Here is a 25,653-nt window from a genome sequence, read left to right as displayed (position 1 = left end):
CTCTGCACGGCGCTTCGCATCGGGGGGCGATCGTGGTGGCGAGGACGACCGCGAGCGGCCGTGCGGACAGCCGCGGCTGCACGGGGCGTTCGTGCCGTTGCGGGACCTGTGCAGCCGCTCTCCCTTGACGCGCCCATTCGGCGGGTTCGTCAGGAGCTTGCCCTGCCAACTGGTCAGGCCACCACGGCAAATCGGGCCGGACGGCGTCGATCAGGCGTGGAGACGCCGGTTGAGCGCGCCACGGCGCTCCTCGATCTCCGACCTGGTCGGGCGGCCTGTCGGGCGACGTCGATCTGGAGATCGCCACCGCGATGAAGCGCAAGGAAGGCGGCTTCATCAAGGCGTCGGCGGAACCGCCGCGCTGGCGGCGCTCGGCTGACCTATTGCACGATCGTCGCCTGTGCCGGCTTCGCGGCCGACACATGCGTGCCCTCGCCGGCGAAGGGCGTCAGGCGGAAGGCGAAGTGCCGCGGTGCCAGCGGCACACGGTACTGCGGTAGCGGCCGGCCCGAGGCGTTCCACTGCGTATTGCCGCCGACGCCCGACTGCACCGCATCGACCAGCAGCGAGACATGGTCGTGCGGCACGATATCGGTGCTGCGCCGCGTCCCCGGGCTCCTGCGCGCGAGGTCGTCATAGGGAAAGGCGAGGACGTTCATCGACAGCGGCCGCGCGCCGGTGACGCGCAGTCCCGGCACCTGCGGGCCGGTCAGTTCCATCCAGCGGACGTCGACCTTGTTGCCCGTCTCCTGCGGGCGCATGTAGTCGTGGTTCTGGTCGGCAATCGCCCCGCGCCACAGGCCGATCGCGGCCGAGGTCTTGCGATCCTGATAGCTCTCATGCGGCCCGCGGCCGTACCATTCCACGGTGCGATACGCCTGCGGCATCGCATAGAGGAAGCCGATGCGCAGCGGATCGGGCAGGTCCTGGCGCAGAGGCGTAAAGTCGCCGTCGACCGTTACCGCACCGCTGGCGTCCATGCGATAGCGGGTGACGAAGCGCACCACGCCATCCCCCATCGTCGCGCGCACCGTCACCGCCGCGCCGCCATCGGCGAGCCATTCCGTCTCGACCGCGTCGATGCGGCGGCTGCGCGACATCGTGTCCCAGATGCCATGCGTCCGCCCCGGCCCGGTGCCGATATCATTGTCGGTGAGCGCGCGGTAGAAATGCGGGGTGCCCCCGCGCAGCATTTCGCGTCCGGCGACGTGATAGCCGGCGAGCTGCCCCGTCGCGCGATCGATCGCCAGCGATGCGCCGTTCGCAGCCAGCGTCACGGTGCCGCCCTGGTCCTGCAACGCCACCGCGCCCGCAGCCGGTGTCGGCAGCGTGGCGGGCGGTGGGGTCAGCGCGAACTGCTCCCATCCGACGATCGCGCCGGCGGCGACGAGCGGCACCGAACCGTCACGCGTGGTGGCGCGGATCGTCACCCAATATTCCACTCCCGGCCGCCGCACGATGTGCGCGAGCGGCAGCGCGAAGGCCTCGCGTGATCGCGCCGCGGTGGCGAGCGCGGGGCCGGTGCCGCGTGCGACGCTCACCCCGTCCGCGGTCACGTCCCAGCTGAAGGCGAAACCCGACAGGTCGCGGAAATCGTGCCGGTTGAGGACCGCGAACCGACCCGCCGCCGCATCGACGGCCTCGAACTGGATCGGCGCATAGACCTTCTGCACCTCGAACAGCTGCGGGTTGGGGGTCCGGTCGGGCTGGTTGAGCCCGTCGCCGAACTCGATCTCGCCGCCCGGATTGGGGCCGTAGGAACTGCCGTCGCCCCAGTAGCGCCGCCCGTCCCTGGTGTAGCGGTACATCGACTGGTCGACCCAGTCCCAGATGAAGCCGCCCTGCAACCGGTCGGGATGCGCGTAGATCGTGTTCCAGTAATCGATCAGGTTGCCGCCCGAATTGCCCTGCATATGCGCATATTCGCACTGGATCATCGGCTGCGTCAGCTCGCGGTGATTGGCGTAATCGACCATCTTGCCGATCCCGTCGTACATCGGCGCATAGATGTCGACGAACGGGTTGGGGCGGTGATCGTCGAGCTGCGACCAGCCGAGGAACGAGATCAGCCGCGTCGGATCGAGCCGCCGCGCCTCCGCCGCCGCGGCCTCGAAATTGGGGCCGTTGCCCGATTCGTTGCCGAGCGACCAGAAGATGACCGAAGGGTGGTTGCGGTCGCGCATCACCATGTTGGCGACCCGCGACACCTGCGCCGCGCGCCATGCCGGATCGTAGCCGATCTCGACCTTGCTGCGGTCGATGCCGGTCTGGCGCGCGTTCATGAGATAGCCGTGGCTCTCGATATTCGCCTCGTCCATCACGTACAGGCCGTATGCGTCGGCGAGCGCGTAGAGCCGTTCGTCGTTAGGATAGTGCGAGGTGCGCAGCGCGTTGATATTGTTGCGCTTCATCAGTTCGATATCGCGGCGCATCGACGCTTCGGAGATGACGTGAAACGTCTCGGGATCGTGCTCGTGGCGGTTGACGCCGCGGATCGTGATCGGCCGGCCGTTGACGGTGACGACGCCATTGAGGATCGCGACGGTGCGAAAGCCGATGCGCTGTGCGGTCGCCTGCACGACGCGGCCCGCGGGATCGCGCAGTTCGATCAGCAGCGTGTAGAGGTTGGGCGTCTCGGCGGTCCACGGCTTCACCGCGGGGATGGTCGCGGTGACTCGCGGCGCGTCGCCGGTCACCGTCACGTCGCGCGCCAGCACCGTCCGCGGCCCGTCGAGCAGCGTCGCACGCACCGTCATGCCTTTGGCGGCGGCGGTCGTGGTCAGCGCCACGTCGAGCGTGCCGTCGCGATACTGCGCGTCGAGCCCCGCCTTGGCATAGACGTCGCTCACCCGCGCGGCGGGCGCGGCGATCAGATAGACCGATCGCTCGATGCCGGAGACGCGCCAGAAATCCTGATCCTCCAGATAGCTGCCGTCGGACCAGCGGAAGACCTGGATCGCGACCGTGTTGCGGCCGGGCTTCAGGAAGCGGGTGACGTCGAACTCGCTGGGGAGCTTCGAATCCTCGGCATAGCCGACCTTCTGTCCGTTGACCCACACGTCGTACGCCGATCCCGCCGCGCCGATGTGGAGGATGAGATCGCTGCCCGACCAGCCCGCCGGGATGACGATATCGCGCCGATACGACCCCACCGGATTGGTCGCGTGCGGGATCAGCGGCCGGTTGGCGGGAAACGGATAGGTGATGTTGTTGTAGCGCGGCTGATCGAACCCCTCCGCCTGCCAGTCGGCGGGGACCGTGATGTCCTTCCACCCGGACACGTCGTAGCCGGGCTGTTCGAACCCCGCAGGCCGTTTGTCGGCATCGGGCGACAGCGCGAATTTCCAGCGGCCGTCGAGCGACAGGAAGCGCGCGGATCGCGCCCGATCGCCGGCAAGCGCGGCGGCGCGGTTCTCGAACGGAAAGCCGGTGGCGTGCGCGGGCAGCGTGCCGCGCGCGAACACCGCCGGGTTTTCCCAGTCGGGACGCGCCGGATCGACCTGCACCGGCTGGACGCGGGGCAGACTGTCCTGCGCCGCCACCGGCGTGCCGAGCGTCAGCGTGGCGAGCAGGATCCGTCTCATCGCGCCGCGGCCTCGGTTCGGGTCCAGTCGAGCAGCGGCATGAAATTGTAGGTGACGACCCTGATCCCGCACGCGGCAAGATGCGTCAGGCTCTCCCGCCACGCGGCGATGCGCGCATCCCACGCGGGGCCGCGCCGCTTGATCTCGTCATCGACGGGCAGGCTTTCGACCACCGTCCAGTCGAGCCCCGCGTCCGCGATCATCGCATGTCGCGCCGCGATCGCGTCACGCGGCCAGACCGCGCCATTCGGGATCTCGTGGAGCGCGGCCACCACCTCGGCGGCACCGGTCTGGCGGATCGCGGCGAGCGTTACCGGGTCTGCCGGACCAAACTGGCGCATCCCCTGAACCATCCGCACGGCAACCCCCTCAGGACCTAACGAGCGTCACGCTAATCGGTTGAAGACCAATCGGACAGTCCAGTTCTACAGAAAGTCGGAGGTTCGATCACGGACACGGTCCGCGGCTGCCCAACCGGTGGTCAGGAGCCGCGCGACGGACGGGGAAGCGACCGTCCGGGATATCACCAACGCCGCGCGGGGAGGGCGACCCTGGTTGTCGTATCCAGATCGGTGGCGGAATGGCCCGTCGCAAAGGTGTAGGTGCCGGCCGCCATGGTCCACTTGCCGTCCTGCCACGTGGCCACGACCCGCGGCTCGATCGGTATCTCCAGGACGCGGCGCTCGCCGGGTTTCAGCTGCACCTTGGAGAAACCGACGAGGCGCGTCGTGGCGCCGGCCGGCGTGCCGGTCAGATAGACCTGCCCGACCTCGGCGCCCTCGCGCTTGCCGGTGTTGGTCACGGTGAACCGCGCGACGGGGGTCGGTCCCGGTACGATCGTCAGCGGCCCGTGCGCAAAACTGGTGTAGCTCAGCCCGAAGCCGAACGGGAACAGCGGCGCCGCCTGGCGCCGGGCGAACCAGCGGTAGCCGACGTCCGCGCCCTCGACGTCATAATCGATATCCAGCGTCTGCCCCGGCGTTCCCTTCCCCATGAAGTCGGGTTCGAGCGTTTCGCTGCCCGGCAGCTTCGGGCGGGGCAACTGGTCCACCGACGCGGGAAAGGTCACCGGCAGCCGTCCCGACGGGTTGACGTCGCCGAACAGGATGGCGGCGATCGCCTCGCCACCGCGCGCGCCGGGATACCAGGCCTCGATTACCGCCGCTGTCCTGTCGAGCCACGGCATCAGCACCTGGCTGCCGGTTTCGAGCACGACGATCGTGTTCGGATTGGCCTGCGCCACCGCGGCGATCAGCGCATCCTGCCCCTCGGGCAGCGACAGATCGGGCGCGTCGAGCCCCTCGGTCATCCACTGCGTCGCGAAGACGATCGCGACATCGGCCTGTTTCGCCGCGATCACCGCATCGGCGATATAGCGGCCGTTTCGGAATACCACCTCGGCCTTGGGCGCGCGCGCCTTGATCGCCGCGAGCGGCGACGATCGCTGATAGGATTGCGCGAGCAGCGCCGCGAACGGCCCGCCGATCGTCGGAATCGCCACTGCGGGGCCGCCGACGCCCTGCACCTGCGACGATCCGCCGCCCGACAGCACGCCGCTGTCGGCATAGCCGCCGATCACCGCGATCCGCTGCGCCTTCGCCGCCAGCGGCAGCACGCCGCGGTTGCGCAGCAGGACGATGCCCTGTTCGGCGACATCCTGCGCCACGCGTGCGTTCGCGGCGAAGTCGATCGGCGCGACCACCGGCGGATGCGCATCGACCCCGACCGCGAACATCGCGCGCAGGATTCGCCGGTTCATCTCGGTCAGCCGCGTGGCGTAACGTGGATCGCGCCGCGCCGCGGCGGACAGTTCGTTGCCGAAATACAATCTGGCGTCGAGCTGCGCCCCCGATTGCTGGTCGAGCCCCTTGAGCGCGAAATCGAGGCCGTGGACCGCGCCCCAGTCCGACATGACGAACCCCTTGTATCCCCAATCACGCTTGAGGACGCCGTTGAGCAACGCATCGTTGCCGCAGGCGGACGCCCCGTTGACGCGGTTGTAGGCACACATCACCGAGCCCGGGTTGCCGCGTTCGATCGCGATCTCGAACGCCAGCAGATCGCTCATCCGCAACGCGGCATCGCCGATGATCGCATTGTGGAACTGGCGGCCGGTCTCGACCGCGTTGATCGCGAAATGCTTGACCGTGGCGAGGACGTGGCGCGACTGAATGCCCGCGACCGCGGCACCGCCGAGCAACCCGGAATGCAGCGGATCCTCGCCGAGATATTCGAAATTGCGCCCGCCGCGCGGATCGCGGACCAGGTTGATGCCGCCGCCAAGCAGGACGTTGAACCCCTTGGCCTGTGCCTCGCCGGCGATCGTCGCGCCGCCCCGGCGGAGCAGCGCGGGGTCCCAGGTCGCGCCCATCGCTAGCCCCGAGGGGAGCGCGGTCGCGCCATCGCCGCGCAGCCCGCCGATATAGGCGACGCCGAGGCTGGCATCGGTTTCGGTCAGCGCCGGCACGCCGAGCCGGGGGATGCCCTCGACCCGGCCGGCACCGAGCAGCACGCCGGTGGGGACTTTGGTGTCGCCGAAGGGAATCGCCATGATGCCGTGCGTCAGCGTCACGCGTTCCGCATCGGTCATCTGCCGCTCGATCGCCGCGGCACGGGCATCGGGGTCGGTCGCCTGCGCCAAGCATGGCGTCGCGGTCGTCAGCGCCGTACCCATCGCCAGCAGCGCGTGGCGCCGCATCGTGCCTGCCCGAACCATCCTTGCTCTCCCATATGTTTGGCGACGGTATCGGGCAGTCGCGGCCATTATAGAAATAGAGTGTTTGCATCGATCGATCAGCGTCCGCTATCGATCAGCGCAGGAGAAAGTCCATGCGCCGCACCCCGAGCCTGTCGAGCCTGCGCCTGTTCATGCAGGTCGCCGTCACCAGCAGCTTCAGCGAGACCGCGCGGCTCGCCAATCTGTCGCAGCCGGCGCTCAGCCGCACGATCAAGCTGCTCGAGGAGGAGCTCGGTGTCCGGCTGTTCGACCGCAATTCGCGCAACGTCGCGCTGACCCCGGCGGGCGCGGCGCTGCTGCCGACCGTGGAGCGGCTCGCGGGCGACTTCGACCTCGCCTTCGAGGAATTGCAGCAGACGTTCGCAGGGCAGCGCGGGCGCGTGATCGTCGGCGCGCTACCGTCCGCCGCGGCGCATATCCTGCCCGCGATCATCGCCGGGTTCCGCCGGACGCATCCGCAGGTCGAGATCATCCTGCGCGACAATCTGTCGGGCGCCCTCTACCAGCAGATGCTCGACCGGCTGATCGACTTCGCCGTCACCACGCCGCCCGGGGCAGGCGAGGGGTTCCGCTTCGATCCGATCATGGACGACGAATGCGTGCTGGTATGCCGACGCGAGGATGCCGACGGCATCGGTACGCCCGCCGACTGGGCGCTGTTCGCGGCGCAGCCGTTCATCGCGATGGAGCCGCGCAGCAGCGTGCGGCTGCTGACCGACGGCGCCTTCGCGAAGACCGATATGCTGGTGCGGCCACTATACGAATGCGCGCAGCTCGCGACGGTCGGCGGGCTCGTTTCCGCCGGGCTCGGCATCACGTTGCTGCCGCGCTCGACGCTGCCGATGCTCGGCGTCGGCGGCGAAATCGCGTGGCGGCCGATGGCACCGCCGCGGGTGTCGCGTGCGATCGGCATCGCGCGGCTGGCGAACCGCACGCAGTCGCCGGCGGCGCAGGCTTTTCTCGACGCGGTGATGCGCCACGCCGTGGTCGATGCCGAAAGCTGATTGTCCGATCAGATAACTCGAATTGCTGGATAGATCATTCGGCGGCATCATGGCCACGAGCGATAACGAACGACGGGGGAGGGTGGGAATGCTGGCGCTGATGGCCGCCGCGACGATCGTGTCGCTGCTCGCCGCGATCCTGTCGAACCGGGTGTCGCCGCTCGCCGCGCTGATCCTGATCCCGATCGCCGGCGCGATCGCCGCGGGCGTGGCGCCGGGCATCCCCGATTATATCGTCGCCGGCCTCGGCAAGATCGCGCCGGTCGCGGGCATGTTCGTCTTCGCGATCCTGTTTTTCGGGATCATGACCGATGCCGGGCTGCTCGCGCCGCTGGTCGGCGCGGTGCTGCGGCTGGTCGGCGAGCGGCCGTCGCGGATCACGGTCGGCACCGCGTTGCTCGCGCTGGTGATCCATCTCGACGGATCGGGCGCGGTCTGTTTCCTCGTCACCATCCCGGCGCTGCGGCCGCTCTACGACCGGCTGGGGATGGACCGCCGCATCCTCGCCTGTACCGCGTCGATGGCGGCGGGGGTCAATTTCCTGCCGTGGACCGGGCCGACGCTGCGCGCGGGCGCCGCGCTGAAGATTCCGGTTGCGACGATCTTCACGCCGATGATCGGTGTCCAGCTCGTCGGCCTCGCCTTCGTCTTCGTCGTATCGTGGTGGCTCGGCATCCGCGAGGAGCGCCGCCTCGCGCGCGTGGCGCAGGCACCGGGGGCGCCCGACGCGACATCGCCGCTCGCCGCGGACGATCCCGCCGCGCTGGCGCTACGCCGGCCCACGCTGTTTCCGGTCAACGTCGCGATCACCCTGGTCGTGGTGGCGACGATGGTGACGGGGCTGATGGAGCCGGTCGTCGTCTTCATGGCCGGCACCGCACTGGCGCTCATCATCAACTATCCGTCCGCCGTGGAGCAGCGCGAGCGGATCGACGCCCATGCGCGCGCCGCGCTGATGATGGCGGGCATCCTGTTCGCCGCAGGCGCCTTCACCGGCATCATGACCGGGTCGGGGATGATAAAGGCGTTGGCCGAGGCCTCCGTCGCGCACGTCCCCGATGCGATCGGCCCGCGCATCCCGGTGCTGCTCGGCCTGATCGCGATGCCGCTCAGCCTGGTGTTCGATCCCGACAGTTTCTATTTTGGCGTCCTGCCGGTGATCGCCGAGGTCGCGGGCCATTTCGGCGTGCCGGCGGTGCAGGTCGGGCAGGCGGCGCTGCTCGGCCAGATGACGACGGGCTTCCCGGTCAGCCCGCTGACCCCCGCGACCTTCCTCGTCGCAGGGCTCAGCGGCGTCGACCTCGGCGCGCATCAGCGCTTCTCGATCCCCTGGCTGTTCGCTGCCTCGCTGGTGATGACGCTCGCCGCACTTCTGTTCGGGATCTTCGCGTTATGACCGGTCGCACGATCCGCATCGGCGCGGGCGCCGGTTTCTCCGGCGACCGGATCGAACCCGCGCTCGAACTGGTCGAGCACGGCGGGCTCGATTTTCTCGCCTTCGAATGCCTCGCCGAACGGACGATCGCGCTCGCCCAGGCGGCACGCATCGGCGACCCGGAGGCGGGGTTCGATCCGTTGCTGGAAGAGCGGATGCGCATGGTCTTGCCCGCGGCGCACGCGCGCGGCGTCCGCATCGTCACCAATATGGGCGCGGCCAATCCGGCGAGCGCCGCACGGCTGGTCGCCCGCATCGCCCGCGAACGCGGCCTGGCCGGGCTGCGGATCGCCGCGGTGGGCGGCGACGACGTGCTCGACCTGATCCGCGCCGGCGATTTCCCGCTGATCGACCGGCCCGGCACCAGCCGCGATCTGGGCGCGGCGATCGTCTCCGCCAACGCCTATCTCGGCGCGGGCGGTATCGTCGCGGCGCTCGACGGCGGTGCGGACGTGGTCGTCACCGGCCGGGTCGGCGATCCGGCGCTGTTCCTCGGGCCGATGATCCACAGCTTCGGCTGGGCGATGGACGATTGGCCGCGGCTGGGGCGCGGCACCGTCGTCGGCCATCTGCTCGAATGCGCAGGACAGGTCACCGGCGGCTATTTCGCCGATCCGGGGGTCAAGGACGTGCCCGACCTCGCCCGGCTCGGCTTCCCGTTCGCCGACATCGGCGACGACGGTTCGGCGATCTTCGGCAAGGTCGCCGGCTCGGGCGGCCGCCTGACCGTGGCGACGTGCAAGGAACAATTGCTCTACGAGATCCTCGATCCCGGCGCCTATCTGCAGGCGGACGTCGCCGCCGATTTCCGCACCGTCCGCTTCGAACAGACCGGAGCCGATCGCGTCGCGGTCAGCGGCGGCGGCGGCGGCCCGCAGCCCGCCACGCTCAAGGTATCGATCGGCTATGGCGACGGCTTCTCCGGCGAAGGCCAAATCTCGTACGCCGGTCCCGGTGCGGTGGCGCGGGGCCGGCTGGCGCTCGATATCGTCCGCGAACGGCTGCGGATGACCGGCGTGCCGGTCACCGACCTGCGCTGCGAACTGATCGGCGTGGATGCGATCGACCGCACCGGGCGCGGCGGCGACGCCGACCCGCGCGAGGTGCGCGCGCGCGTCGCCGGTCGCGCCGCGACCCGCGCGGCGGCGGAGCGGATCGGTGCCGAGGTCGAGGCGCTCTATACCAACGGGCCGTTCGGCGGCGGCGGCGTCGTCACCGCGGTGCGCGAGGTGCTGGCGGTCGCCTCGACGCTGATCGACCGGTCGCGCATCGCGCCCACCGTCCATTACGAGGTCGCCTGACATGATCCTGCGCGACGTGGCGCATATCCGCACCGGCGACAAAGGCGACATCTCTCAGATCGCCGTCATCGCTTACGCCGAGGCCGATTTCGCGCTGCTCGCGAGAGCGGTGACCGTCGATCGCGTCGCGGCGCATTTCGCCGACCTGCCGGTGCGCAGCATCCGCCGCTACGAACTGCCCGGGCTGGGCGCGCTCAATTTCGTGATCGAGGGCGCGCTGCGCGGCGGCGTCACCCGCTCGCTCGCGCTCGACGCGCACGGCAAGACGCTCGGCGCGCAATTGCTCGATCTGGTCATCGATTCCGAATGAAAGGTCCGGTCATGCGTACCGCCCGTCTCCTCCTCGCCGGTTCGGCGCTTGCGGCGATGCTCGCCGCGCCCGCGGTCGCGCGGCTCGATCATATCCGGATCGACGGCGTGACGCCGGCGCCCACCGGCGGCCCGATCGCTTACGAGATCGTGCGCGGCCGCTTCTTCGGCACGCTCGACCCGGCGGATGCGCACAACCGGATCATCACCGATATCGACGGCGCGCCGCGCGATGCGCGCGGACGGGTCGGCTATTCCGCGACCTTCGCGATCGCCCGGCCGGTCGATCCCGCCAAGGCGAGCGGCGTGCTGTTCTACGACGTGCCGAACCGCGGCGGCTGGCCGATCGGCGCCGATCCCGACGGCCATGTCCGCGTCATCAGCGGCTGGCAGGGGGATCTTGCGCCCGGCACCGACGTCCAGTCGGCCACCGTCCCGATCGCACGTGCGCGCGACGGCGGCGCGCTGACCGGGCCGGTGCTCGCGCGCTTCACCGACATGGCCGCCGGTGCGCGATCGCTGCCGATCACCGGCAGCATCGGCAAACCGACCGCGCGCCCGCTGCCGGTGACGCTCGACACGACCAAGGCCCGGCTGTTCCGCCAGACGTCCGATGCCGCCCCACCGGTGGATATCGCGCCCGGCGACTGGGCGTTCGCCGATTGCGCGACGACGCCGTTTCCGGGCAGGCCCGATCCCACCAAGCTGTGCGTCCGCGGCGGCTTCGACCCCGCCTTCGCCTATACGCTGGTGTATCAGGGGAAGGACCCGCCGGTGCTCGGCATCGGCTTCGCCGCGACGCGCGATCTCGTCGCCTATCTGCGCAGCGGCCGGCCCGACGACCGCGGCACCGCCAATCCGGCACGTGGCGTACGCTGGACCGTCGCCAGCGGTACCTCGCAATCGGGCAATTTCCTGAAAAGCTTCGTCAATCTCGGCTTCAACGCCGACGAGGGCGGCAGGCGCGTGTTCGACGGCGTCAACCCGAACATCGCCGCGCGACAGGTGCCGCTCAACCTGCGCTTCGCGGTGCCGGGCGGCGCGGCGGGGCTCTACGAGCCGGGCAGCGAGGGCACGCTGTGGTGGGGCCGCTACGATGATGTCGCGCGCGGGCGTGGGGTCAGCAGCCTGCTCGATCGCTGCACCGCGAGCGACACTTGCCCCAAGGTGATCGAGACGTTCGGCTCGGCCGAATTCTGGGGCCTGCGCATGTCGCCCGGGCTGATCGGCACCGACGCTAAGACCGACCTGCCGCTTCCCGCCGGGGTGCGGCGCTACTACTTCCCGTCCGTCACCCATGGGGGGTCGTGGACCGGCGGCTTCCCGCTCGCCGGCGATCCGAAGTCGCCGACCTGCGCGCTGCCCGGCAATCCCAATCCCTCGCTCGACAGCCTGCGTGCCGCGCAGGCGATGCTGATCGCCTGGGTCCGCGACGGCAAGGCGCCGCCGCCGAGCCGATATCCGACCCTGCGATCGGGCGATCTGGTCGAGGCGAACGCCGCCGCCATGGGCTTTCCGCGCTGGCCGGGCGCGCCGTCGCCGGACGGCAAGCTCAACGCCTTCCTCGATTACGACATGGGGACGAGCTTCGCCTATCACGACGTCAGCGGCGCGATCACGCGCCAGCCGCCGCGCACCCGCGGCGTGATCCCGTCGCGGGTGCCCCGCGTGAACGCCGACGGCAACGAAACGTCGGGCGTTCCCTCCGTCCAGCTCCAGGTGCCACTCGGCACCTATCTCGGCTGGAACGTCCAGGCGCGCGGTTGGGGCAAGGGCGGCGGCTGCGGCTTCTTCGGCGGCTATATCCCGTTCGCGCGGACCCGCGCCGAACGGATCGCCGCCGGCGACCCGCGGCCCTCGCTGGCAGAGCGCTACGGCGATCATGCCGGCTTCGTCGCGAAGGTGCGTGGCGTGGTCGCCAAGCAGCAGGCGGATGGCTGGCTGCGCGCCGACGATGCCGCGAAGCTCGTCGAACAGGCGACCGCCAGCGACGTGCTGCGTCCCTAACCATCAGTCAAACGCATCGATCAATCGAAAGATTGTATTTCCGTTCTGGAACCGAACGGCTCATTCAGATCACGACAAGAACGCCCGCAGCCGGGCGCCGTCGAGAGGATGCAAGGGCGGTCTTCGCACGACCCACCCGACACGACCGCCAGCACGCGCATGGCGGCACCATCCCTCGCGGCACCGGCACGACGGCTACCAGGGAGGGGATATCCGGTGACCATTCAGCTCGCATCCACAGGCTCGCGCCGGCTGCTCGGCGGCCTTTCGATCGGCACGCTGGCGATAATGCTGGCGAGCGCGGCGGCGGCGCAGGTCGCACCGGCCGCGACGCCGCTGCCCGCCGATCCGCAGACGCCCGCCGCGGTGCCTGCCGTGCAGGACGATGCCGACGCCCCCGATATCGTCGTCACCGGATCGTACCTGCGCAACGTGCGGCAGGAGGATCGCGCCTCGCCGATCCTGACGATCGATTCCGAAAGCCTCGCCAAGACCGGCGTCACCTCGCTCGGCGATATCACCCGCTTCATTCCGCAGAACGTCGGCAGCGCCGGCGGCATTCAGGATCTGGCCAAGGGCGGCGGCGCGGATTCGCGCGACACCCGGTCGGCGAACCTGCGCGGCCTCGGCGCCGGCGCGACGCTGGTGCTGCTCAACGGCCGGCGCGTCGTGCCCGCCGACGGCTTCGTCAACCTCAACAGCCTGACGCCGGAGATCGCGATCGAGCGGGTCGAGACGGTTCTCGACGGCGCCTCGTCCACCTATGGCGCGGACGCTGTGGCGGGCGTGTTCAACGTCATCACCAACACGCGCTTCAACGGGCTGAAGCTGTCCGCGCAATACACCCATATCGAGGACGCGCCGGCGGCGACGGTGCAGGCGATGTGGGGCGTCGGCGACGACCGCTTCCACACCGTGACGTCGCTCGCCTATCGCTATCAGGCGGGGCTGCAGAACAGCCAGCGCGCGGTCACCAACTTCTTCAACCCCTCGTCGGGTGCCGGCGCCAACCCCGGCGCCTTCACCTTCTATTCGCGCCCCCGCACCGCGGCGGGCGGCGACGTCGTCATCAACGGCAACAATTATTCGACGCTCTACGACCGCTTCCGCTCGACCGCGGGGACGCTGACCGTCGTCGATCCCAATTGCGGCTCGGCGGCGAGCCAGAGCCGCTACGTGCCGTCGGCGAACAGCCCCGGCTTCGGCCTCGGCTCGTGCCAGTTCAGCTTCCAGGCGCAGAACCCGATCCGGCCCGAGGCGAAGAGCTACCTCGCCCATAACGACACGACGTACGAGATCGCACCCGGACAGACGCTGTTCGCCGAGATCGGCTTCTACCATCAGGATTCCAACCGCCGCAGCGTGCCGTCCTATGCGCAGAACCGCGTCGGCGCGCGGCCGCCGATCGTGCCGGCGGGCAATCCCTACAATCCCTTCGGCGTCGACGTGGCGTTCACCGGCCGCGCGATCGGGTCGCAGGGCTTCCCCGGCTACGACTATCGCCTGATCCAGGACAAGGTCGACCAGCGGCAGATCGTCGTCGGCGCGCGCGGCAATATCGGCGGCGGCTGGAAATACACCGCCAACGCCACCTATTCGGGCGCGGACATCACCTCGACCGACCGCGACACCGACATGAACCTCTTCCAGGCGGCGCTCAACGGCTATGGCGGGCCGAACTGCAACATCCGCTACAGCGGCCCGGGCGCCGGCAGCCAGCCCGGCGTCGGCAATTGCTTGTACTTCAGCCCGTTCACCGCCGACGTTTCCAAGATGGATCCGTCGCTGATCTTCAACCTGCAAAGCAACGTCACGACGCTGACCAAGATCGAATATCTGATCGGCGAAGCGGTGGTGAACGGTTCGCTGGCGCAGATCGCCGGCCATTCGCTCGACGTCGCGGTCGGCGCGCAATATCGCAAGGAAAAGCAGTCGAGCGCCTATTCGGACCTGCTGCTCAGCGGCTTCGGCGGCTTCCTCGGGCCGTATCGCAACACCGCGTTCGACCGCGAGGTGAAGAGCGTGTTCGCCGAGGCGAATTACGAGATCGTCGACGGCCTCAACCTCAACGCCGCCGCGCGCTACGAGGACTACGGGAACTTCAAGACGACCGCGCCCAAGATCGCGGTGAACTGGCGCGTGTTGCCGCAACTGTCGCTGCGCGGATCGGCGAGCAAGGCGTTCCAGGCGCCGGCGATCGCCAATTCGGCGGCGACGCTGATCTCGAACAACGTCGTCAACATCATCGATCCGCGCGATGGCACGACGACGTTCCGCTCGGTCCAGCAATATGGCAATCCGGCGCTGCAACCGCAGAAGGCCGATGTGTTCAACGTCGGCGCGACGCTGCTGCCGATCGACCATCTCAGCCTGTCGATCGATTACTGGCACTACAAGTACAAGAACCAGATCCAGCTGCAGAATGCGCAGGCGGTCATCAACGCCGCGCCCAACGGCCCCAACGTCATCCGCGATGCGAACGGCGTCGCGCAATCGGTCATCATCTCGTCGTACAACGCGCCGAGCGGCACCGGCACGTCGGGTATCGACGTGGCGGCCAATTACCGGATCGACATCGGTGCGGCGCGCATCACGCTGCGCGACAATCTGAGCTATCTGGCGACCTACGACGTCGATACCGGCACGATCGTCTACGACGGCGTCGGCCACCGCAACAACTACCAGACCTCGCCCCTGACCGCCGCCGCCGCGCCGCGCTGGCGCAACCTCGCCGCGGTGGACGTGTCGCTGGGCGATCACTTCGTCTCGGGAACCTGGCGCTACGTGTCGAGCGTGATCGACGACTATCAGCAGCTGGTCGGTGCGCCGACGGTGGCGAAGGTCGGTGCCTGGTCGGTGTTCGACGTGCAATACGGCCTGCGCTTCGGGTCGGACAAGCAATACGAGCTGACGCTCGGCATGATCAACGCGTTCGACAAGGCACCGGCGGCGGCCCTCTACACCGGATACCTCTCGACGCTGGGCGACCCCTACGGCCGGCAGGCCTATATCCGGGTGGGCGCGAAGTTCTGACGGGGCGGGGTCGTCCGCGCTATCGTGGCTGCGCCCTCATAGGAGAGCCGTCGATAGCGTGGGCGGTATCGCCTGCGATGCGACCATAGGTGCCGCCGGCGATCCCGCGCGCGCCGGTGTGCGTAACCTCGCGTCGCAGATACAAGACCGCGACCACCACCGACAGCAGCATCGCCGGGGTCAGCGACATGCCTTCGCCCGGCGTGATCGCCGACCACGAGGCGAGGATCGCGACCGCGAGCACGATCAGCGGGATGCCCGGCACATGCGTCGCGATATTGCGCTGTCGCGGCAGACGGTCAACCGTATCCTCAAGCATCTCGAGACGAATGGCACGATCGCCCTGAAACATCGGCGGATCGAGATCGTGGATGTGGCGGCGCTTATGAAAGCTATGCGGATAGACGAACCGCGGCCGATGAGGGCAGCGGCATTCCCCCAGCCGTTCAACGCTCGCCGCGCACATGCTCCCAGACATTGGCGATGACCACCGACCCTTCGCCGACCGACGAGGCGACCCGCTTGGTCGATCCCGCCCGGACGTCGCCGACCGCGAAGATGCCGGGGCGGGACGTCGCGTAGGAGGACGCCGCGCCCGCCCCTTCGCCGGTAAGCACGAAGCCCTTGTCGTCGAGCGCGACGAGATCGGCGAGCCAGTCGGTATTCGGCGCGGCGCCGACCATCACGAACATGGCACAGGTATCGATCCTCCGGTCCCCCCGTGCATTTCGAATCGTCACGGCTTCCAGCGCATCGCTGCCGTGCAGTTCGGCGACATGCGCGCCATATTCGATGGTGACCGCCGGGTCGCTCTCCAGCCGGCTCGACAGATAGTGCGACATCGACGTCGCCAGATTGTCGCCGCGGACCAGCAGCCGCACATGCCGCGCCACCCGGCTGAGGAACATCGCCGCCTGACCCGCCGAATTGCCGCCGCCGATCACCACCGCCTCGCTATCGTGGCAGAAGCGCGCCTCGTTCTCGGTCGCGGCATAATAGATGCCCGCCCCTTCGAGATCGGCAAGGCGTGCGAGCGGCAGGCGGCGATACTGAACCCCCGTCGCGACCACCACTGCGGTGGCGCGGATACGCGGCCCGTTGGCGAACGTCGCGCAGAACGCGCCGTCGGCGAGTTGCTCCAGCATCTCGACGCGGCGCGGCATGACGAACCGCGTACCGAATTTCATCGCCTGGATCTCGCCGCGCCAGACGAGATCGGCGCCGGAAATTCCGGTGGGGAAGCCCATGTAGTTTTCGATGCGGCTGGAGGTGCCGGCCTGTCCGCCGATCGCGATGTCGTCGACGACGAGCGCCGTGAGGCCTTCGGCGCCCGCATAGACGCCGGCGGCGACGCCCGCCGGGCCGGCGCCGACGATCAGCACGTCGAACGCATCGTCTTCGGGCAGGTCCTGGTCGAGGCCGAGCAGGCGCGCGACCTTTTCCGGCGTGGGATCGGTGACGACGAGGTCGCGGCCGAACACGACCACGGGCGCGTCGGGGCCGGTGCCGCAGCTGGTGGCGACGGCGGCGGCCTCTTGGCTGCCGATCGGATAGGAGCGATAGGGCACCCGGTTGCGCGCGGCGAATTCGGCGACCCGCCGGATCGCACGATCGCTGTCTTCGCCGACGAGCACGAGCATGCCGTCGCCCGCCTCCAGCTGCCGCCGCCGCCGCGCCGCGAGGACGGTGATGACGATGTCCGACATTTCGGGGATCGCGGCCATCAGCCGCAGCATCGCGGCCCGCGGCACCTCCGTCACGACCGTGTCGCCGGCAGCGCGCATCGGTATCGACCAGCTGCCGCCTGACAACAAAGCGATCTCGGCCATGAACTGGCCGGGGCCGAGCGTCGATGGCACCAGCCGTTCGCCGGTGAACGGATTGACGACCTCGACCTCGCCCTGTTCGACATAGACGAAGCGATCCGCCGGCGTGCCGATCTCCGCCAGCATCGCGCCGCGGGCGTAATGCCGCCGCGTTCCCGCCGCTTGGATCGCCGCGACATGGTCGGGTTCCAGGGGAATGCGCTGCATCTCGCGCAGGTCGCGCCCGATCGTTTCCATGGTCGTCTCCCGCCTGACGTCCGGGCTAACCCGGCGGTCGCCCGCAGGCAACCGTTGCCGCGATCGCATTGACGCCGTCCGGGGCAGCTTGCACAGCGGGCGGGGCGAGCATGACAGGGGGCGGCTTCGTGCATCCAGCGGCGAATTTCGAGCTCATCATCGGCATGTTCCTGGTCGTGGTGGGGCTCCACTATCTCGCCCGGCGCCTGTCGCTGCCGCCCGCCGCGGCGCTGATCGTCGGCGGCTGCGCGGTCGCCTTCGTGCCGGGCGTGCAGGGGATCGCGATCGATCCCGAGCTGGTCCTCGTCCTGTTCCTGCCGCCGTTGCTGATGGATGGCGCGTGGTTCACTGCGATCGCGCCGTTCCGGCGTCACATGGCAGGGATCCTGTCGCTGGCGGTCGGCGCGGTCTTCTTCACCACCGCGGTCGTCGCGATCGTGACCCGATTGCTCATGCCCCAGCTGCCCTGGGGCGCCTGCGTCGCGCTGGGCGCGATCCTGTCGCCGCCCGATGCGGTATCGGCGCGCGCCGTGTTGCAGCGGGTCAGGCTGCCGCGCCGGCTGACGACGCTGCTGGAGGGCGAAAGCCTGTTGAACGATGCCGCGGGGCTGGTCCTGTTCCGCTTCGCGGTGGCGGCGGTGCTGACGGGCAGCTTCGATCCTGTGGCGGCGACCGGCACGTTCTTCCTGCTGGTCGCGGGCGGGATCGGCGTGGGTGCGGCGATCGGCGGCCTGTGGGTCGTCCTGCTCCGCCGCCTCGGCGACGATACGGTGATGATCGCGGCGACCGTATTGGTGTGCTGGAGCGCGTATATCGCGGGCGAGCTTCTCCACGTCTCCGGCGTCATCGCGGTCGTCACCGCCGGCCTGACCTGCGGCTGGTATCAGCACGTCGTCTTCACCGCGAGCGTGCGCATCCGGGCGCTGGCGTTCTGGCAGGTGCTCGTCTTCCTGCTCGAAGCCGCGGTCTTCCTGCTCATCGGCCTGTCGCTCAGGAGCCTGCTCGACCGCGTCGGCGGGCTCGGCGTCGTCGTCGACACGATGGCGCAGCCGGTGCTGCTCATCGTCCTGGCGGTCGTCGTCGCGCGGTTCCTGTGGATCTTCGGCGTCGATGCCGGGATCGGCGCCGTCCATCGCATCGGCTGGACGCGACACCGGCCGCTCGGCCCGCGCGCCGCGGTGGTGATGAGCTGGGCGGGGATGCGGGGTGTGGTGACGCTGGCGGTCGCGCTGTCGCTGCCCGAGACGATGCCGGCGCGCGACCTGATGCTCGTCACCGCCTTCGTCGTGATCCTCGTCACGGTGCTGGTGCAGGGCACCTCGCTCGGCTGGGTCATCGGGCGGATGAAGCCGCGCGAGGATGGCAGCGCGCGCCCGCCGCTCGACCTCCACGCCGCCGAGACGGCGATGTTCCAGGCGCAGCTGGCCGTCGTCGAGCGCGAGGCGATCGATGCCACGGGCACGGTCATCCACCCCCAGCTGCTGCGGCGCTACCGGACGCGCGCGACGGCGGCGGACGCCTTCGACGGCACCGCGGAAGAGCGCACGATGGCGATCGCCCGCCATTTCGACGTCATCATCGCCGCCGTCGCCGCGGGACGCGCCGAGCTCGTCCGCCTGCATCGCGCCGGCCGGATCGACGACGAGACGCTCCACGATCTCGAACACGACCTCGACCTCGAGGAGCTTGCCGCGGTGGCGGCGAAGGGCTGACCGCCGCCGCCGATCCCGCTATCGCCGCGCGATGGCAAGGAAGAAGCGTTACCTGACCGCGGTCATGGCCGACGGCTATGTGAAGACGATCGGTCCCACGAACGCGCCGTTCACCCATTTCTGGCGCATCGTCGCGGTCCTCCAGAACGGCAAGACGGAGGTGTTCTGGGGCCATTCCGCCTCGCTCAGGGATGCGGCCGGCAAGCGCACCGCGGCGGCCGAGGCCGCGCGGCAACGCGGCTGGACCGGCTACGACTTCGAGATCGTCGAACTGGACGAACGCGACGATCCGTGAGCGAGCGCGACCTGCGGACGACCGCGCCTGCCTAGCGGCGCGTCGGGCCGCCGAGCCGTGCGAGCGCGTCGCTGGCATAGGTGTTGGCCGGATCGAGCGCGAGCGATTGCCGGAACAGCGTCATCGCCTGCTTCGGGTCGCCTTCGGCGACGGCGATGTCCGCCAGGCCGTCGTGGCTATAGGCCGATTTGGGGAAGAGCGTCAGGTTGAACCGGAACATGGCCTTGGCATCGGCATAGCGGTGCGCCTCGTACAGATCGTACCCCAGGCCGACCAGCGCGTCGTCGCCGAAGTCCATGGCGGCGCCGGCGCGCTTGAGTTCGCGATACCGGTCGATCGCCGCCGCGGCTCCGCCACGATCGATGCGATCCCACAATATCTCGCGAAGCTGCGCGGTCGGCGTCGCGACCGTTTGCCCCAGTGCAAGGCCCGCCATCGCATTGCCGACCTTGCCTGCCGATGCGCGGTCGCTGTTGCTCAGCACGATCGCGGTCAGCCGCTCGGTCGGGAAGCGGATGATATAGGTCGAGAAGCCGTTGTCGCTGCCAGAATGATCCATCTCGCGCCGGCCGAAGCGCTCGCCGATCCGCCATCCGAAGCCATAGCCGTTCCGCGCGGGGGTGAACATCGCGTCGAGCGACGGGCCGCCGACCAGCCTGCCCGGGACGAGCGCACGCTCCCACAGCAGCAGGTCGCCGCCCGTCGAATACAGCCCGCCAGCGGCATAGCCGACGCTGCGGCTGATGATCGGGGCGTTGATGAAGGTGGTGCCGAGCGAATAATAGCCCGACGCGCGGTGCGGCACGAGCGCGCGGCTATTGTCGTCGCCGCTGTGCGTCATGCCGAGCGGGCCGAGGATGCGGCGTTGCATATAGGCGCCCCAGCCCATCCCGGATGCCCGCTCGATGACCAGCCCGAGCAGGTGGTAGCCCGAGTTCGAATATTCGAACTTCGTACCCGGCGCGAACCGCAGCGGAAGGTCGCGGAACAGCGAGACCAGCTCGACCGGGGTATAATCGCGCCGCGACAGCACCTCGTCCCATTGCGGCAGGCTGGAGAAATTGGCGATGCCCGAAGTGTGGTTGAGCAACTGGCGGATCGTGACCGATGCCCAGGCGGGCGGGCAATCCGCCAGATAGCGACAGACCGGGTCGTCGACGGCGAGCTTGCCCTGTTCCTGAAGCTGCATGATCGCCAGCGCGGTGAACTGCTTGGTGACCGAGGCGAGGCGGAATACCGTGTCGGTGGCGTTAGGCACGCCCAGCTCGTAATTGGCCATGCCATAGCTGCGGACGAACACCGGTCGCCCGTCGCGCGCCAGCAGGACCGTCCCCGAGAATTGTTCGTGACGCGTCGCCGCCTGCAGATAGGCGTCCAGTTTCGTGTCCAGTGCCTTGTCTGCAGGCGCGGCCCGAACGGCATCGGACGCCTGTCGTCCCTGCGCCGCCGCCGGCAGGACCGCCGCGGCGAGCGCGAAGGTCACGACGTGAAGAATGCCCCGCATAGGTCCTGCTGTATTGCTCATACAATACAGCTATAACGGTCCCGCCCGTCGTTCAAGACGTTATGCCACCGGACGATGCTCGACAAAGATTCTGGGCAAGCGCAACGGTCGCCGTAGCGGCTCAATAGGGCGGATCGGATCGGTCGCGCTGGTGGCGGGCAGCGTCGGTCCACCAGGCGAGGTCGTCGGCGAAGCGCGGGAAGGCGCGAACGAGCGCGGCGCCGCCGTCGCCGGACGGATCGCCATCGGCGTCGAAGGCGTGCGCGACCGCGCCGACCGCGAGCGAGGTGGAGACGACGACCATCCCCATCTCCGACAGGATGCCGTGCCAGGCGAGCCCGGCGCGGGCGCCGGCAAAGCGGCCCGCCGAATAGCTGGCGATCGCCGCCGGCCGCCAGAACCATTCCTCGAGGAAATGGTCGGTCAGGTTCTTGAGCCCGGGCTGGACGCTCCAATTGTACTCGCCTGCGACGAAGACGAACGCGTCGGCGCGCCTGATCTTTGCGGCGAGCGCCTCGAGTGCCGGCGGTGCCTCGCCGCGGGGATATTCCTTGTACATCCGGTCGAGCATCGGCAGGTCGACCGCCTTCGCGTCGATCAGCTCGACCGTCGCGCCGCGTTCGGCGAAGGCGCGGACCAGCCAGTCGGCCAGCGCGATGCCCTGCCGATCCGATCGGTACGAGCCGTAGAAGATCAGGATACGATCGCCGATGGGACACCCTTTCGAAAGACGCGGGTGTCGCCCGGATACGTGGCGGACGCAAGGCTTGGCGCGGCATGCCGAGCATCAGGCCGAGCGTGGCCGACTGCGTCGTCGTCGCGCAGGATCGGCGGCTGATCGGCTTGCTGGTCGACGGGCTACGCCATCGCGCGAGGCAAGCCGGCGTCACCAGCTCGGCGGCAGCCAGTCGAACGCGTGCACCGCGGAATGGCCGGTCCAGCGTTTGCACAGCCGCTCGAGCGGCATGAAGGCGATGCCGCCGAGCGCGAGGCCGGGGAGGAAGCCGAGCATGAAGATGCCGAATCCGGTGGTGCCGGCGATGGCCTGGGCGATGCCGACGCCCAGCAGGACGCCGGCGGCGAGCATGGCGAGTTCCAGCGCGACGAAGACGAGCAGCAACGGCGCGCGCCAGTACCAGCCGGGGCTCGCCGGGGCGGCGCGTGCGATGGCGCGGGCGTCGCGGCGCTGTTCGCGCAGGCGCTCGCGCTGGACCGCGGTCAGGATGCGATCGAAGCGCAGCCGCCGGATGACGAGGATCACGCCGACCACGACCGATATGGTCGCAAAGGCGATGTACGAGCTGGGCGGCTGGCGCGTGCCGATCGCCGCCATGAACAGCATGAACAGCGTGAGCACGACGATGTCCGAATAGTTCGGCTGCATCGACGCATCGGGGTCGCGCGCAGGAAGTCGCGGCGGACGATGGGCGAGCGCGCGCGTCGGCGCGTCGGCGTGATGGCGCAGCGAACCGTGGAGCGCGAGCGCGATCAGCGGCAGGATTATACCGAACACGATCGCGTGGCCGTTGTCGCTCCAGTCCGGCAGCATCCGGACGAGCAGCAGCCAGGCGAGGATGCCGAAGACGACGAGCGCGATCGCGTGGACGACGAGCGCGGTCAGCCCCGCGCGCATGAACGCGGCATATTCGTCGTCGGACACGGCGATCGCCGGGCCATGGCCGTAGCGACGGAACCACCAGCCGTGATCGGTACGCTCGAACTGCGGCGGCAGGCCGGCGAAGCGATCGATGCCGGCGCGGCGGTGGAAACGGCGAAAGGCGGGCGTGGTCGGCATGCGGCTCTCCTGTCGGTGTCGCGCCCGTCTATGTCACGGGCGCGCGGCGGCGAGGCTTTCGCGGACGCGGGCGAGCGCGACCGTTTCGGGATCGTGCTGGCCCATCGCCGCCCACGACCCGGTGATCGCGAAGCTGCAATGGCCATGGACGGTGGCGACGAGCGAGCGCGCGAAGGTGCCGAGCGTTTCGTCGACCGGCCGGGCGAGCGCGGTCGCGACCTCCGCCGCGACGATCCGCATCAGCCGGCCGCGGGTCGCCTCCTGTTCGGGGGTCAGCGTCTCGCACGCCGGGCGATGGTCGTAGATCGCCGCCCAGCGGTGCGGATTGTCGCGCGCGAAGGCGAAATAGCCGGCGACCAGCGCGGCGATCCGGTCGTCGTCGGCGGCGGCGAGGCTTGCCTCCAGCGTGTCGGCCCAGTCGGCGAAGGCCGCGGTGTTGATCGCGGTCATCAGCCCGTCGACGTTGCCGAAGACGTTGTGGATCGTCCCGATCGTATAGCCGATGCGCTTGGCGACCTCGCGCGCGGAGAAGGCGGCGAACCCCTTTTCCGCCATCAGCGCGATGCCGGCATCGAGAATCAGCGCGCGCAGTTCGTCGCGGCTGTGGTCGGATCGTCTGCCCATATGGTGGCGTCGGCTTTCGTTGGCGGCTGGCGTCGGTGGTGGATCGCGTGGCCACCATCGGGCAGCCACGCGTTTCCATTGTGGGCGATCAGCCGACGCGGCGGAAGAGGCGGCCGCTGCGCGGGGTCATGTCGCTGGTCGCGTCATAGCCCTCCAGCCGGGTGACCAGCCCGCCCTCCGTCCGGGTGATGCGGAACAGGCGGGTGCCCGACGGGCCGCGGCCGGGATCGGTCGGGCGGAACTTGTAGAGCTTGATGACGACCGAATCCATCTCGGGCGTGGCGGTGCACTTCCACTGGCGGGAGGTCTGATAGCCCTCCGCATCGAGGCGACAGCCGGTCGAACCCGCGGCGGGGCCGAGCGTCAGCGTGTGGGTGACGAAGATCGCGACGCCGTCGCGCCCCGGGCCGCCGATACGGTCGAGCGATTCCTCCCAGACGAACCGGCCGTGCCATTCGGACAGCGGCGCGGCGGATGCGGGCGCGAGGGCGATGCATGCGGCGGCGCCGAGCGCGGCGGCGGTCTTGGACGACGTGAACATGATGATGTCTCCCGTTGCTAGGGGTGTGAAACGTTTCGGAGCCGTTTCGGCTTCACCGGACGTGGAGCGGCATCCGGCCGGTCAGCGGCTGCACCGCATAATCGCTGCCGCCGCGCGGCGACGGCCACATGGTGACCCGGAAGCGCTGCCTGGCGGCGCAGGCGTTGAGCGTCCAGATTTCGGCATGGCCGCCGTTCGGTGTAGCGCTGTCGGGGACGACGCGCATGTCGGCCGAGAAGATGAAGCTGCACCCGCCGGTCGCCTTCGAATAGCGGGCGATGTCGTTCAGCACGTCTGCGGCGAGCCGCGGGCTGGCGAGGGTGCGGCCGGTGGTGGTGAGGTCGTAGGCGGCGGCGGGCTGGCTGGCGACGCCGGCCGCTGCGACGATCGCGGCGGCGATCAGGGTCATGCGCTTCATGGTCGTTCTCCTTCGTGCCGATCCTTGGCGGATCGCCGTTGCGACCGTGGTGGCCGCCGGGATTTAATTACTCATTGCTCAATTAACTTGAAATGAACAGCGATGAATTAAATTCGACGGGCGGATGGGGGTGGGTCGGTACGCTCCGGGAACGATCCTGGTATCCCGCGCGTCGTCGTTGGCAGCGAACGGGAGAGTGAGGCGATGTCCTTCTGCAACCAATGCGGCACCGAACTGGCGGACGGTGCGAAATTCTGTGCGAACTGCGGCACGGCGGTCGCGGGTGGTGGCGGCGGCATGGCCGAGCCGGCGGCGACGGTTCGTCAGCCGGCATCGCCTGCCGAGCCGTTCCGGCCGGGCGCGACGCAGCCCGTCGTGTCGCCATCGGGCGGCGGGCTCGGCTGGGTGCTGCCCGTGCTGGTCCTCGTCGCGGTGGTGATCGTCGGCTATCTGTTGCTCGCCCCCAAGGGATCGGTCCCTGCGGCGGATACGCGCAAGGCCGCGGTGGCGAGCGACGCTGGCACGCGGCAGGAGACGGCGAGCGGGCGCCGCGCGGTCGACGAGGCGTCCGACGCCGCGACGATGGCGGGCGCCGATGCGCGGACGGGCAGCAGCGTGTCGGCCGCGGTGCTCGATTCGGCGTTCAACAGCGATCCGGCGGGCGCCGCGGCGCGCTATGCCGGGCCGATCCGCGTCTCGGGCACGATCGCATCGATGGTCCAGCCCGGCGCGACGCCGTCGCTGTCGATGGAGGGGCGCACCCGCTTCAACTTCATGGTCGTCGAATTTCCCGAAGGCTATCGCACGCGGCTCGCACCGCTGGCCAAGGGGCAGTTCATCAGCGTCGCCTGCGATCAGGTCCGCGGGCTGGGTGGCACGACGATCCTGTCGGGATGCCTGCTGACCTGATGCGTCAGCGCGTCCAGCGGCGGCGCAGGCGGTCGAGCCAGATCACCGGATAGACCGCGATCGCCGCGCCGAGGCCCCAGGCGATCAGGAAGCCGGTGCCGATGTCGGGATCGTAGCCGCGCGCGGCGAGCGGCGGCCCCAAGGGTTCGGCGACCAGCGCCGCGATGGCGATGCCGATCGTGAGTTCGACCCAGAGCAGGAGGGCGGAGAGCAGGCAGCCGCCGGTCTTTGCCAGCGGCGAACGGACGGGCGGTAGGGGATCGGTCGGCCGGGTCATGCGATGGCGTCTTCCCTGCTGCCGATCCGGCGTTGGTGTACCAGCACCGCATGCGTTCGCCCAGCGCGGGCTTTCGATTGAAAAGCGACGGTGCGGCTGGCAGGT

22 protein-coding genes are annotated in these 25,653 nt (G+C 69.3%); 10 read left to right on the top strand and 12 right to left on the bottom strand.

The window, feature by feature from the left end; translation table 11 throughout:
• Window positions 1–380: 380 nt before the first annotated feature.
• From M9979_RS01050 to M9979_RS01040, 3 genes are all read right to left on the bottom strand, one after another.
• The gene (locus M9979_RS01050; RefSeq protein WP_254287464.1) at window positions 381–3,584 is read right to left on the bottom strand and encodes a glycoside hydrolase family 2 TIM barrel-domain containing protein; all 3,204 of its coding nucleotides are present in this window, start codon (window positions 3,582–3,584) and stop codon (window positions 381–383) included.
• Window positions 3,581–3,925: a mannonate dehydratase gene (locus M9979_RS01045; protein WP_254287463.1), complete on the bottom strand. Its 345-nt coding sequence runs from the start codon at window positions 3,923–3,925 to the stop codon at window positions 3,581–3,583. The genes M9979_RS01050 and M9979_RS01045 overlap by 4 nt, the downstream gene beginning before the upstream one ends.
• Window positions 3,926–4,107: 182 nt before the next feature.
• Window positions 4,108–6,300, bottom strand: a complete 2,193-nt coding sequence (locus tag M9979_RS01040) for a beta-glucosidase (RefSeq protein WP_254287462.1) — start codon at window positions 6,298–6,300, stop codon at window positions 4,108–4,110.
• A gap of 113 nt (window positions 6,301–6,413) precedes the next feature.
• Here M9979_RS01040 and M9979_RS01035 point away from each other — a divergent pair, with 113 nt between their 5' ends.
• The 6 genes from M9979_RS01035 (at window position 6,414) to M9979_RS01010 (ending at window position 15,410) form a co-directional block, all read left to right on the top strand.
• Window positions 6,414–7,325, top strand: a complete 912-nt coding sequence (locus tag M9979_RS01035) for a LysR family transcriptional regulator (protein WP_254287461.1) — start codon at window positions 6,414–6,416, stop codon at window positions 7,323–7,325.
• Between the two features lie 88 nt (window positions 7,326–7,413).
• Window positions 7,414–8,721, top strand: a complete 1,308-nt coding sequence (locus M9979_RS01030) for a CitMHS family transporter (RefSeq protein ID WP_254287460.1) — start codon at window positions 7,414–7,416, stop codon at window positions 8,719–8,721.
• On the top strand, window positions 8,718–10,061 hold the full coding sequence (locus tag M9979_RS01025; RefSeq protein ID WP_254287459.1) for an acyclic terpene utilization AtuA family protein: 1,344 nt from the start codon (window positions 8,718–8,720) through the stop codon (window positions 10,059–10,061). The genes M9979_RS01030 and M9979_RS01025 overlap by 4 nt, the downstream gene beginning before the upstream one ends.
• Window position 10,062: 1 nt before the next feature.
• Window positions 10,063–10,371, top strand: a complete 309-nt coding sequence (locus M9979_RS01020; protein ID WP_254287458.1) for an AtuA-related protein — start codon at window positions 10,063–10,065, stop codon at window positions 10,369–10,371.
• Window positions 10,372–10,382: 11 nt separating this feature from the next.
• Window positions 10,383–12,377, top strand: coding sequence for an alpha/beta hydrolase domain-containing protein (locus M9979_RS01015; RefSeq protein ID WP_254287457.1), 1,995 nt, complete (start codon window positions 10,383–10,385; stop codon window positions 12,375–12,377).
• Window positions 12,378–12,593: 216 nt separating this feature from the next.
• Window positions 12,594–15,410, top strand: a complete 2,817-nt coding sequence (locus M9979_RS01010; protein WP_254287456.1) for a TonB-dependent receptor domain-containing protein — start codon at window positions 12,594–12,596, stop codon at window positions 15,408–15,410.
• A gap of 19 nt (window positions 15,411–15,429) precedes the next feature.
• On the opposite strand, the gene M9979_RS17395 is transcribed toward M9979_RS01010, so the two are convergent.
• Window positions 15,430–15,675: a hypothetical protein gene (locus M9979_RS17395; protein ID WP_422921412.1), complete on the bottom strand. Its 246-nt coding sequence runs from the start codon at window positions 15,673–15,675 to the stop codon at window positions 15,430–15,432.
• Here M9979_RS17395 and M9979_RS17390 point away from each other — a divergent pair, their 5' ends adjacent.
• Window positions 15,676–15,897, top strand: coding sequence for a helix-turn-helix domain-containing protein (locus M9979_RS17390; RefSeq protein ID WP_422921411.1), 222 nt, complete (start codon window positions 15,676–15,678; stop codon window positions 15,895–15,897).
• On the opposite strand, the gene M9979_RS01000 is transcribed toward M9979_RS17390, so the two are convergent.
• Window positions 15,857–17,473, bottom strand: a complete 1,617-nt coding sequence (locus M9979_RS01000) for an FAD-dependent oxidoreductase (protein ID WP_254287454.1) — start codon at window positions 17,471–17,473, stop codon at window positions 15,857–15,859. The two genes, M9979_RS17390 and M9979_RS01000, sit on opposite strands and share 41 nt — an antisense overlap.
• 128 nt (window positions 17,474–17,601) lie before the next feature.
• Between M9979_RS01000 and M9979_RS00995 the strand changes: the two genes are divergently transcribed.
• Together M9979_RS00995 and M9979_RS00990 are read left to right on the top strand one after the other, a co-directional pair.
• On the top strand, window positions 17,602–19,185 hold the full coding sequence (locus M9979_RS00995) for a Na+/H+ antiporter (RefSeq protein WP_254287453.1): 1,584 nt from the start codon (window positions 17,602–17,604) through the stop codon (window positions 19,183–19,185).
• A 31-nt stretch (window positions 19,186–19,216) separates the two neighbouring features.
• On the top strand, window positions 19,217–19,480 hold the full coding sequence (locus M9979_RS00990) for a hypothetical protein (RefSeq protein ID WP_254287452.1): 264 nt from the start codon (window positions 19,217–19,219) through the stop codon (window positions 19,478–19,480).
• Window positions 19,481–19,511: 31 nt separating this feature from the next.
• On the opposite strand, the gene M9979_RS00985 is transcribed toward M9979_RS00990, so the two are convergent.
• The 6 genes from M9979_RS00985 to M9979_RS00960 form a co-directional block, all read right to left on the bottom strand.
• Window positions 19,512–20,984 (bottom strand): serine hydrolase domain-containing protein, encoded by a 1,473-nt coding sequence (locus tag M9979_RS00985; RefSeq protein ID WP_254287451.1) that lies wholly within the window; start codon window positions 20,982–20,984, stop codon window positions 19,512–19,514.
• A 121-nt stretch (window positions 20,985–21,105) separates the two neighbouring features.
• Window positions 21,106–21,696 (bottom strand): NADPH-dependent FMN reductase, encoded by a 591-nt coding sequence (locus M9979_RS00980; protein ID WP_254287549.1) that lies wholly within the window; start codon window positions 21,694–21,696, stop codon window positions 21,106–21,108.
• 174 nt (window positions 21,697–21,870) lie between these two features.
• Window positions 21,871–22,779 (bottom strand): hypothetical protein, encoded by a 909-nt coding sequence (locus M9979_RS00975; protein ID WP_254287450.1) that lies wholly within the window; start codon window positions 22,777–22,779, stop codon window positions 21,871–21,873.
• A gap of 33 nt (window positions 22,780–22,812) precedes the next feature.
• The gene (locus tag M9979_RS00970; RefSeq protein ID WP_254287449.1) at window positions 22,813–23,403 is read right to left on the bottom strand and encodes a TetR/AcrR family transcriptional regulator; all 591 of its coding nucleotides are present in this window, start codon (window positions 23,401–23,403) and stop codon (window positions 22,813–22,815) included.
• 88 nt (window positions 23,404–23,491) lie between these two features.
• Window positions 23,492–23,944, bottom strand: a complete 453-nt coding sequence (locus M9979_RS00965) for a DUF5991 domain-containing protein (protein ID WP_254287448.1) — start codon at window positions 23,942–23,944, stop codon at window positions 23,492–23,494.
• Between the two features lie 52 nt (window positions 23,945–23,996).
• A complete protein-coding gene (locus M9979_RS00960) occupies window positions 23,997–24,362 on the bottom strand; it encodes a hypothetical protein (RefSeq protein WP_254287447.1) in 366 nt (121 codons plus the stop codon).
• Window positions 24,363–24,566: 204 nt separating this feature from the next.
• On the opposite strand from M9979_RS00960, the gene M9979_RS00955 reads away from it, so the two are divergent.
• Window positions 24,567–25,271 carry a zinc-ribbon domain-containing protein gene (locus tag M9979_RS00955; RefSeq protein WP_254287446.1) on the top strand — a complete coding sequence of 235 codons (705 nt, stop codon included), beginning with the start codon at window positions 24,567–24,569 and terminating at the stop codon, window positions 25,269–25,271.
• A gap of 4 nt (window positions 25,272–25,275) precedes the next feature.
• Here M9979_RS00955 and M9979_RS00950 read toward each other — a convergent pair whose 3' ends face one another.
• Window positions 25,276–25,548, bottom strand: coding sequence for a hypothetical protein (locus M9979_RS00950; protein WP_254287445.1), 273 nt, complete (start codon window positions 25,546–25,548; stop codon window positions 25,276–25,278).
• Window positions 25,549–25,653: the final 105 nt, after the last annotated feature.

Source organism: Sphingomonas liriopis, assembly GCF_024211255.1.
GTDB classification, from domain to species: Bacteria; Pseudomonadota; Alphaproteobacteria; order Sphingomonadales; family Sphingomonadaceae; genus Sphingomonas; species Sphingomonas liriopis.
Note: the sequence above shows the minus strand (reverse complement) of the source record. Positions and strands in the feature narration are given on the sequence as shown.

Bases quoted from the DNA above. Each gene is read 5' to 3' on its own strand.
- M9979_RS01000 (WP_254287454.1), bottom strand. From the start codon at position 17,473: ATGGAAACGATCGGGCGCGACCTGCGCGAGATGCAGCGCATTCCCCTG.
- M9979_RS01045 (WP_254287463.1), bottom strand. From the start codon at position 3,925: ATGCGCCAGTTTGGTCCGGCAGACCCGGTAACGCTCGCCGCGATCCGC.
- M9979_RS00955 (WP_254287446.1), top strand. From the start codon at position 24,567: ATGTCCTTCTGCAACCAATGCGGCACCGAACTGGCGGACGGTGCGAAA.
- M9979_RS00965 (WP_254287448.1), bottom strand. From the start codon at position 23,944: ATGTTCACGTCGTCCAAGACCGCCGCCGCGCTCGGCGCCGCCGCATGC.
- M9979_RS00990 (WP_254287452.1), top strand. From the start codon at position 19,217: ATGGCAAGGAAGAAGCGTTACCTGACCGCGGTCATGGCCGACGGCTAT.
- M9979_RS01015 (WP_254287457.1), top strand. From the start codon at position 10,383: ATGCGTACCGCCCGTCTCCTCCTCGCCGGTTCGGCGCTTGCGGCGATG.
- M9979_RS00970 (WP_254287449.1), bottom strand. From the start codon at position 23,403: ATGGGCAGACGATCCGACCACAGCCGCGACGAACTGCGCGCGCTGATT.
- M9979_RS00960 (WP_254287447.1), bottom strand. From the start codon at position 24,362: ATGAAGCGCATGACCCTGATCGCCGCCGCGATCGTCGCAGCGGCCGGC.
- M9979_RS00985 (WP_254287451.1), bottom strand. From the start codon at position 20,984: ATGCGGGGCATTCTTCACGTCGTGACCTTCGCGCTCGCCGCGGCGGTC.
- M9979_RS01020 (WP_254287458.1), top strand. From the start codon at position 10,063: ATGATCCTGCGCGACGTGGCGCATATCCGCACCGGCGACAAAGGCGAC.
- M9979_RS01050 (WP_254287464.1), bottom strand. From the start codon at position 3,584: ATGAGACGGATCCTGCTCGCCACGCTGACGCTCGGCACGCCGGTGGCG.
- M9979_RS01030 (WP_254287460.1), top strand. From the start codon at position 7,414: ATGCTGGCGCTGATGGCCGCCGCGACGATCGTGTCGCTGCTCGCCGCG.
- M9979_RS17390 (WP_422921411.1), top strand. From the start codon at position 15,676: ATGCGTCGCGATATTGCGCTGTCGCGGCAGACGGTCAACCGTATCCTC.
- M9979_RS01040 (WP_254287462.1), bottom strand. From the start codon at position 6,300: ATGGTTCGGGCAGGCACGATGCGGCGCCACGCGCTGCTGGCGATGGGT.
- M9979_RS00975 (WP_254287450.1), bottom strand. From the start codon at position 22,779: ATGCCGACCACGCCCGCCTTTCGCCGTTTCCACCGCCGCGCCGGCATC.
- M9979_RS01025 (WP_254287459.1), top strand. From the start codon at position 8,718: ATGACCGGTCGCACGATCCGCATCGGCGCGGGCGCCGGTTTCTCCGGC.
- M9979_RS01035 (WP_254287461.1), top strand. From the start codon at position 6,414: ATGCGCCGCACCCCGAGCCTGTCGAGCCTGCGCCTGTTCATGCAGGTC.
- M9979_RS00950 (WP_254287445.1), bottom strand. From the start codon at position 25,548: ATGACCCGGCCGACCGATCCCCTACCGCCCGTCCGTTCGCCGCTGGCA.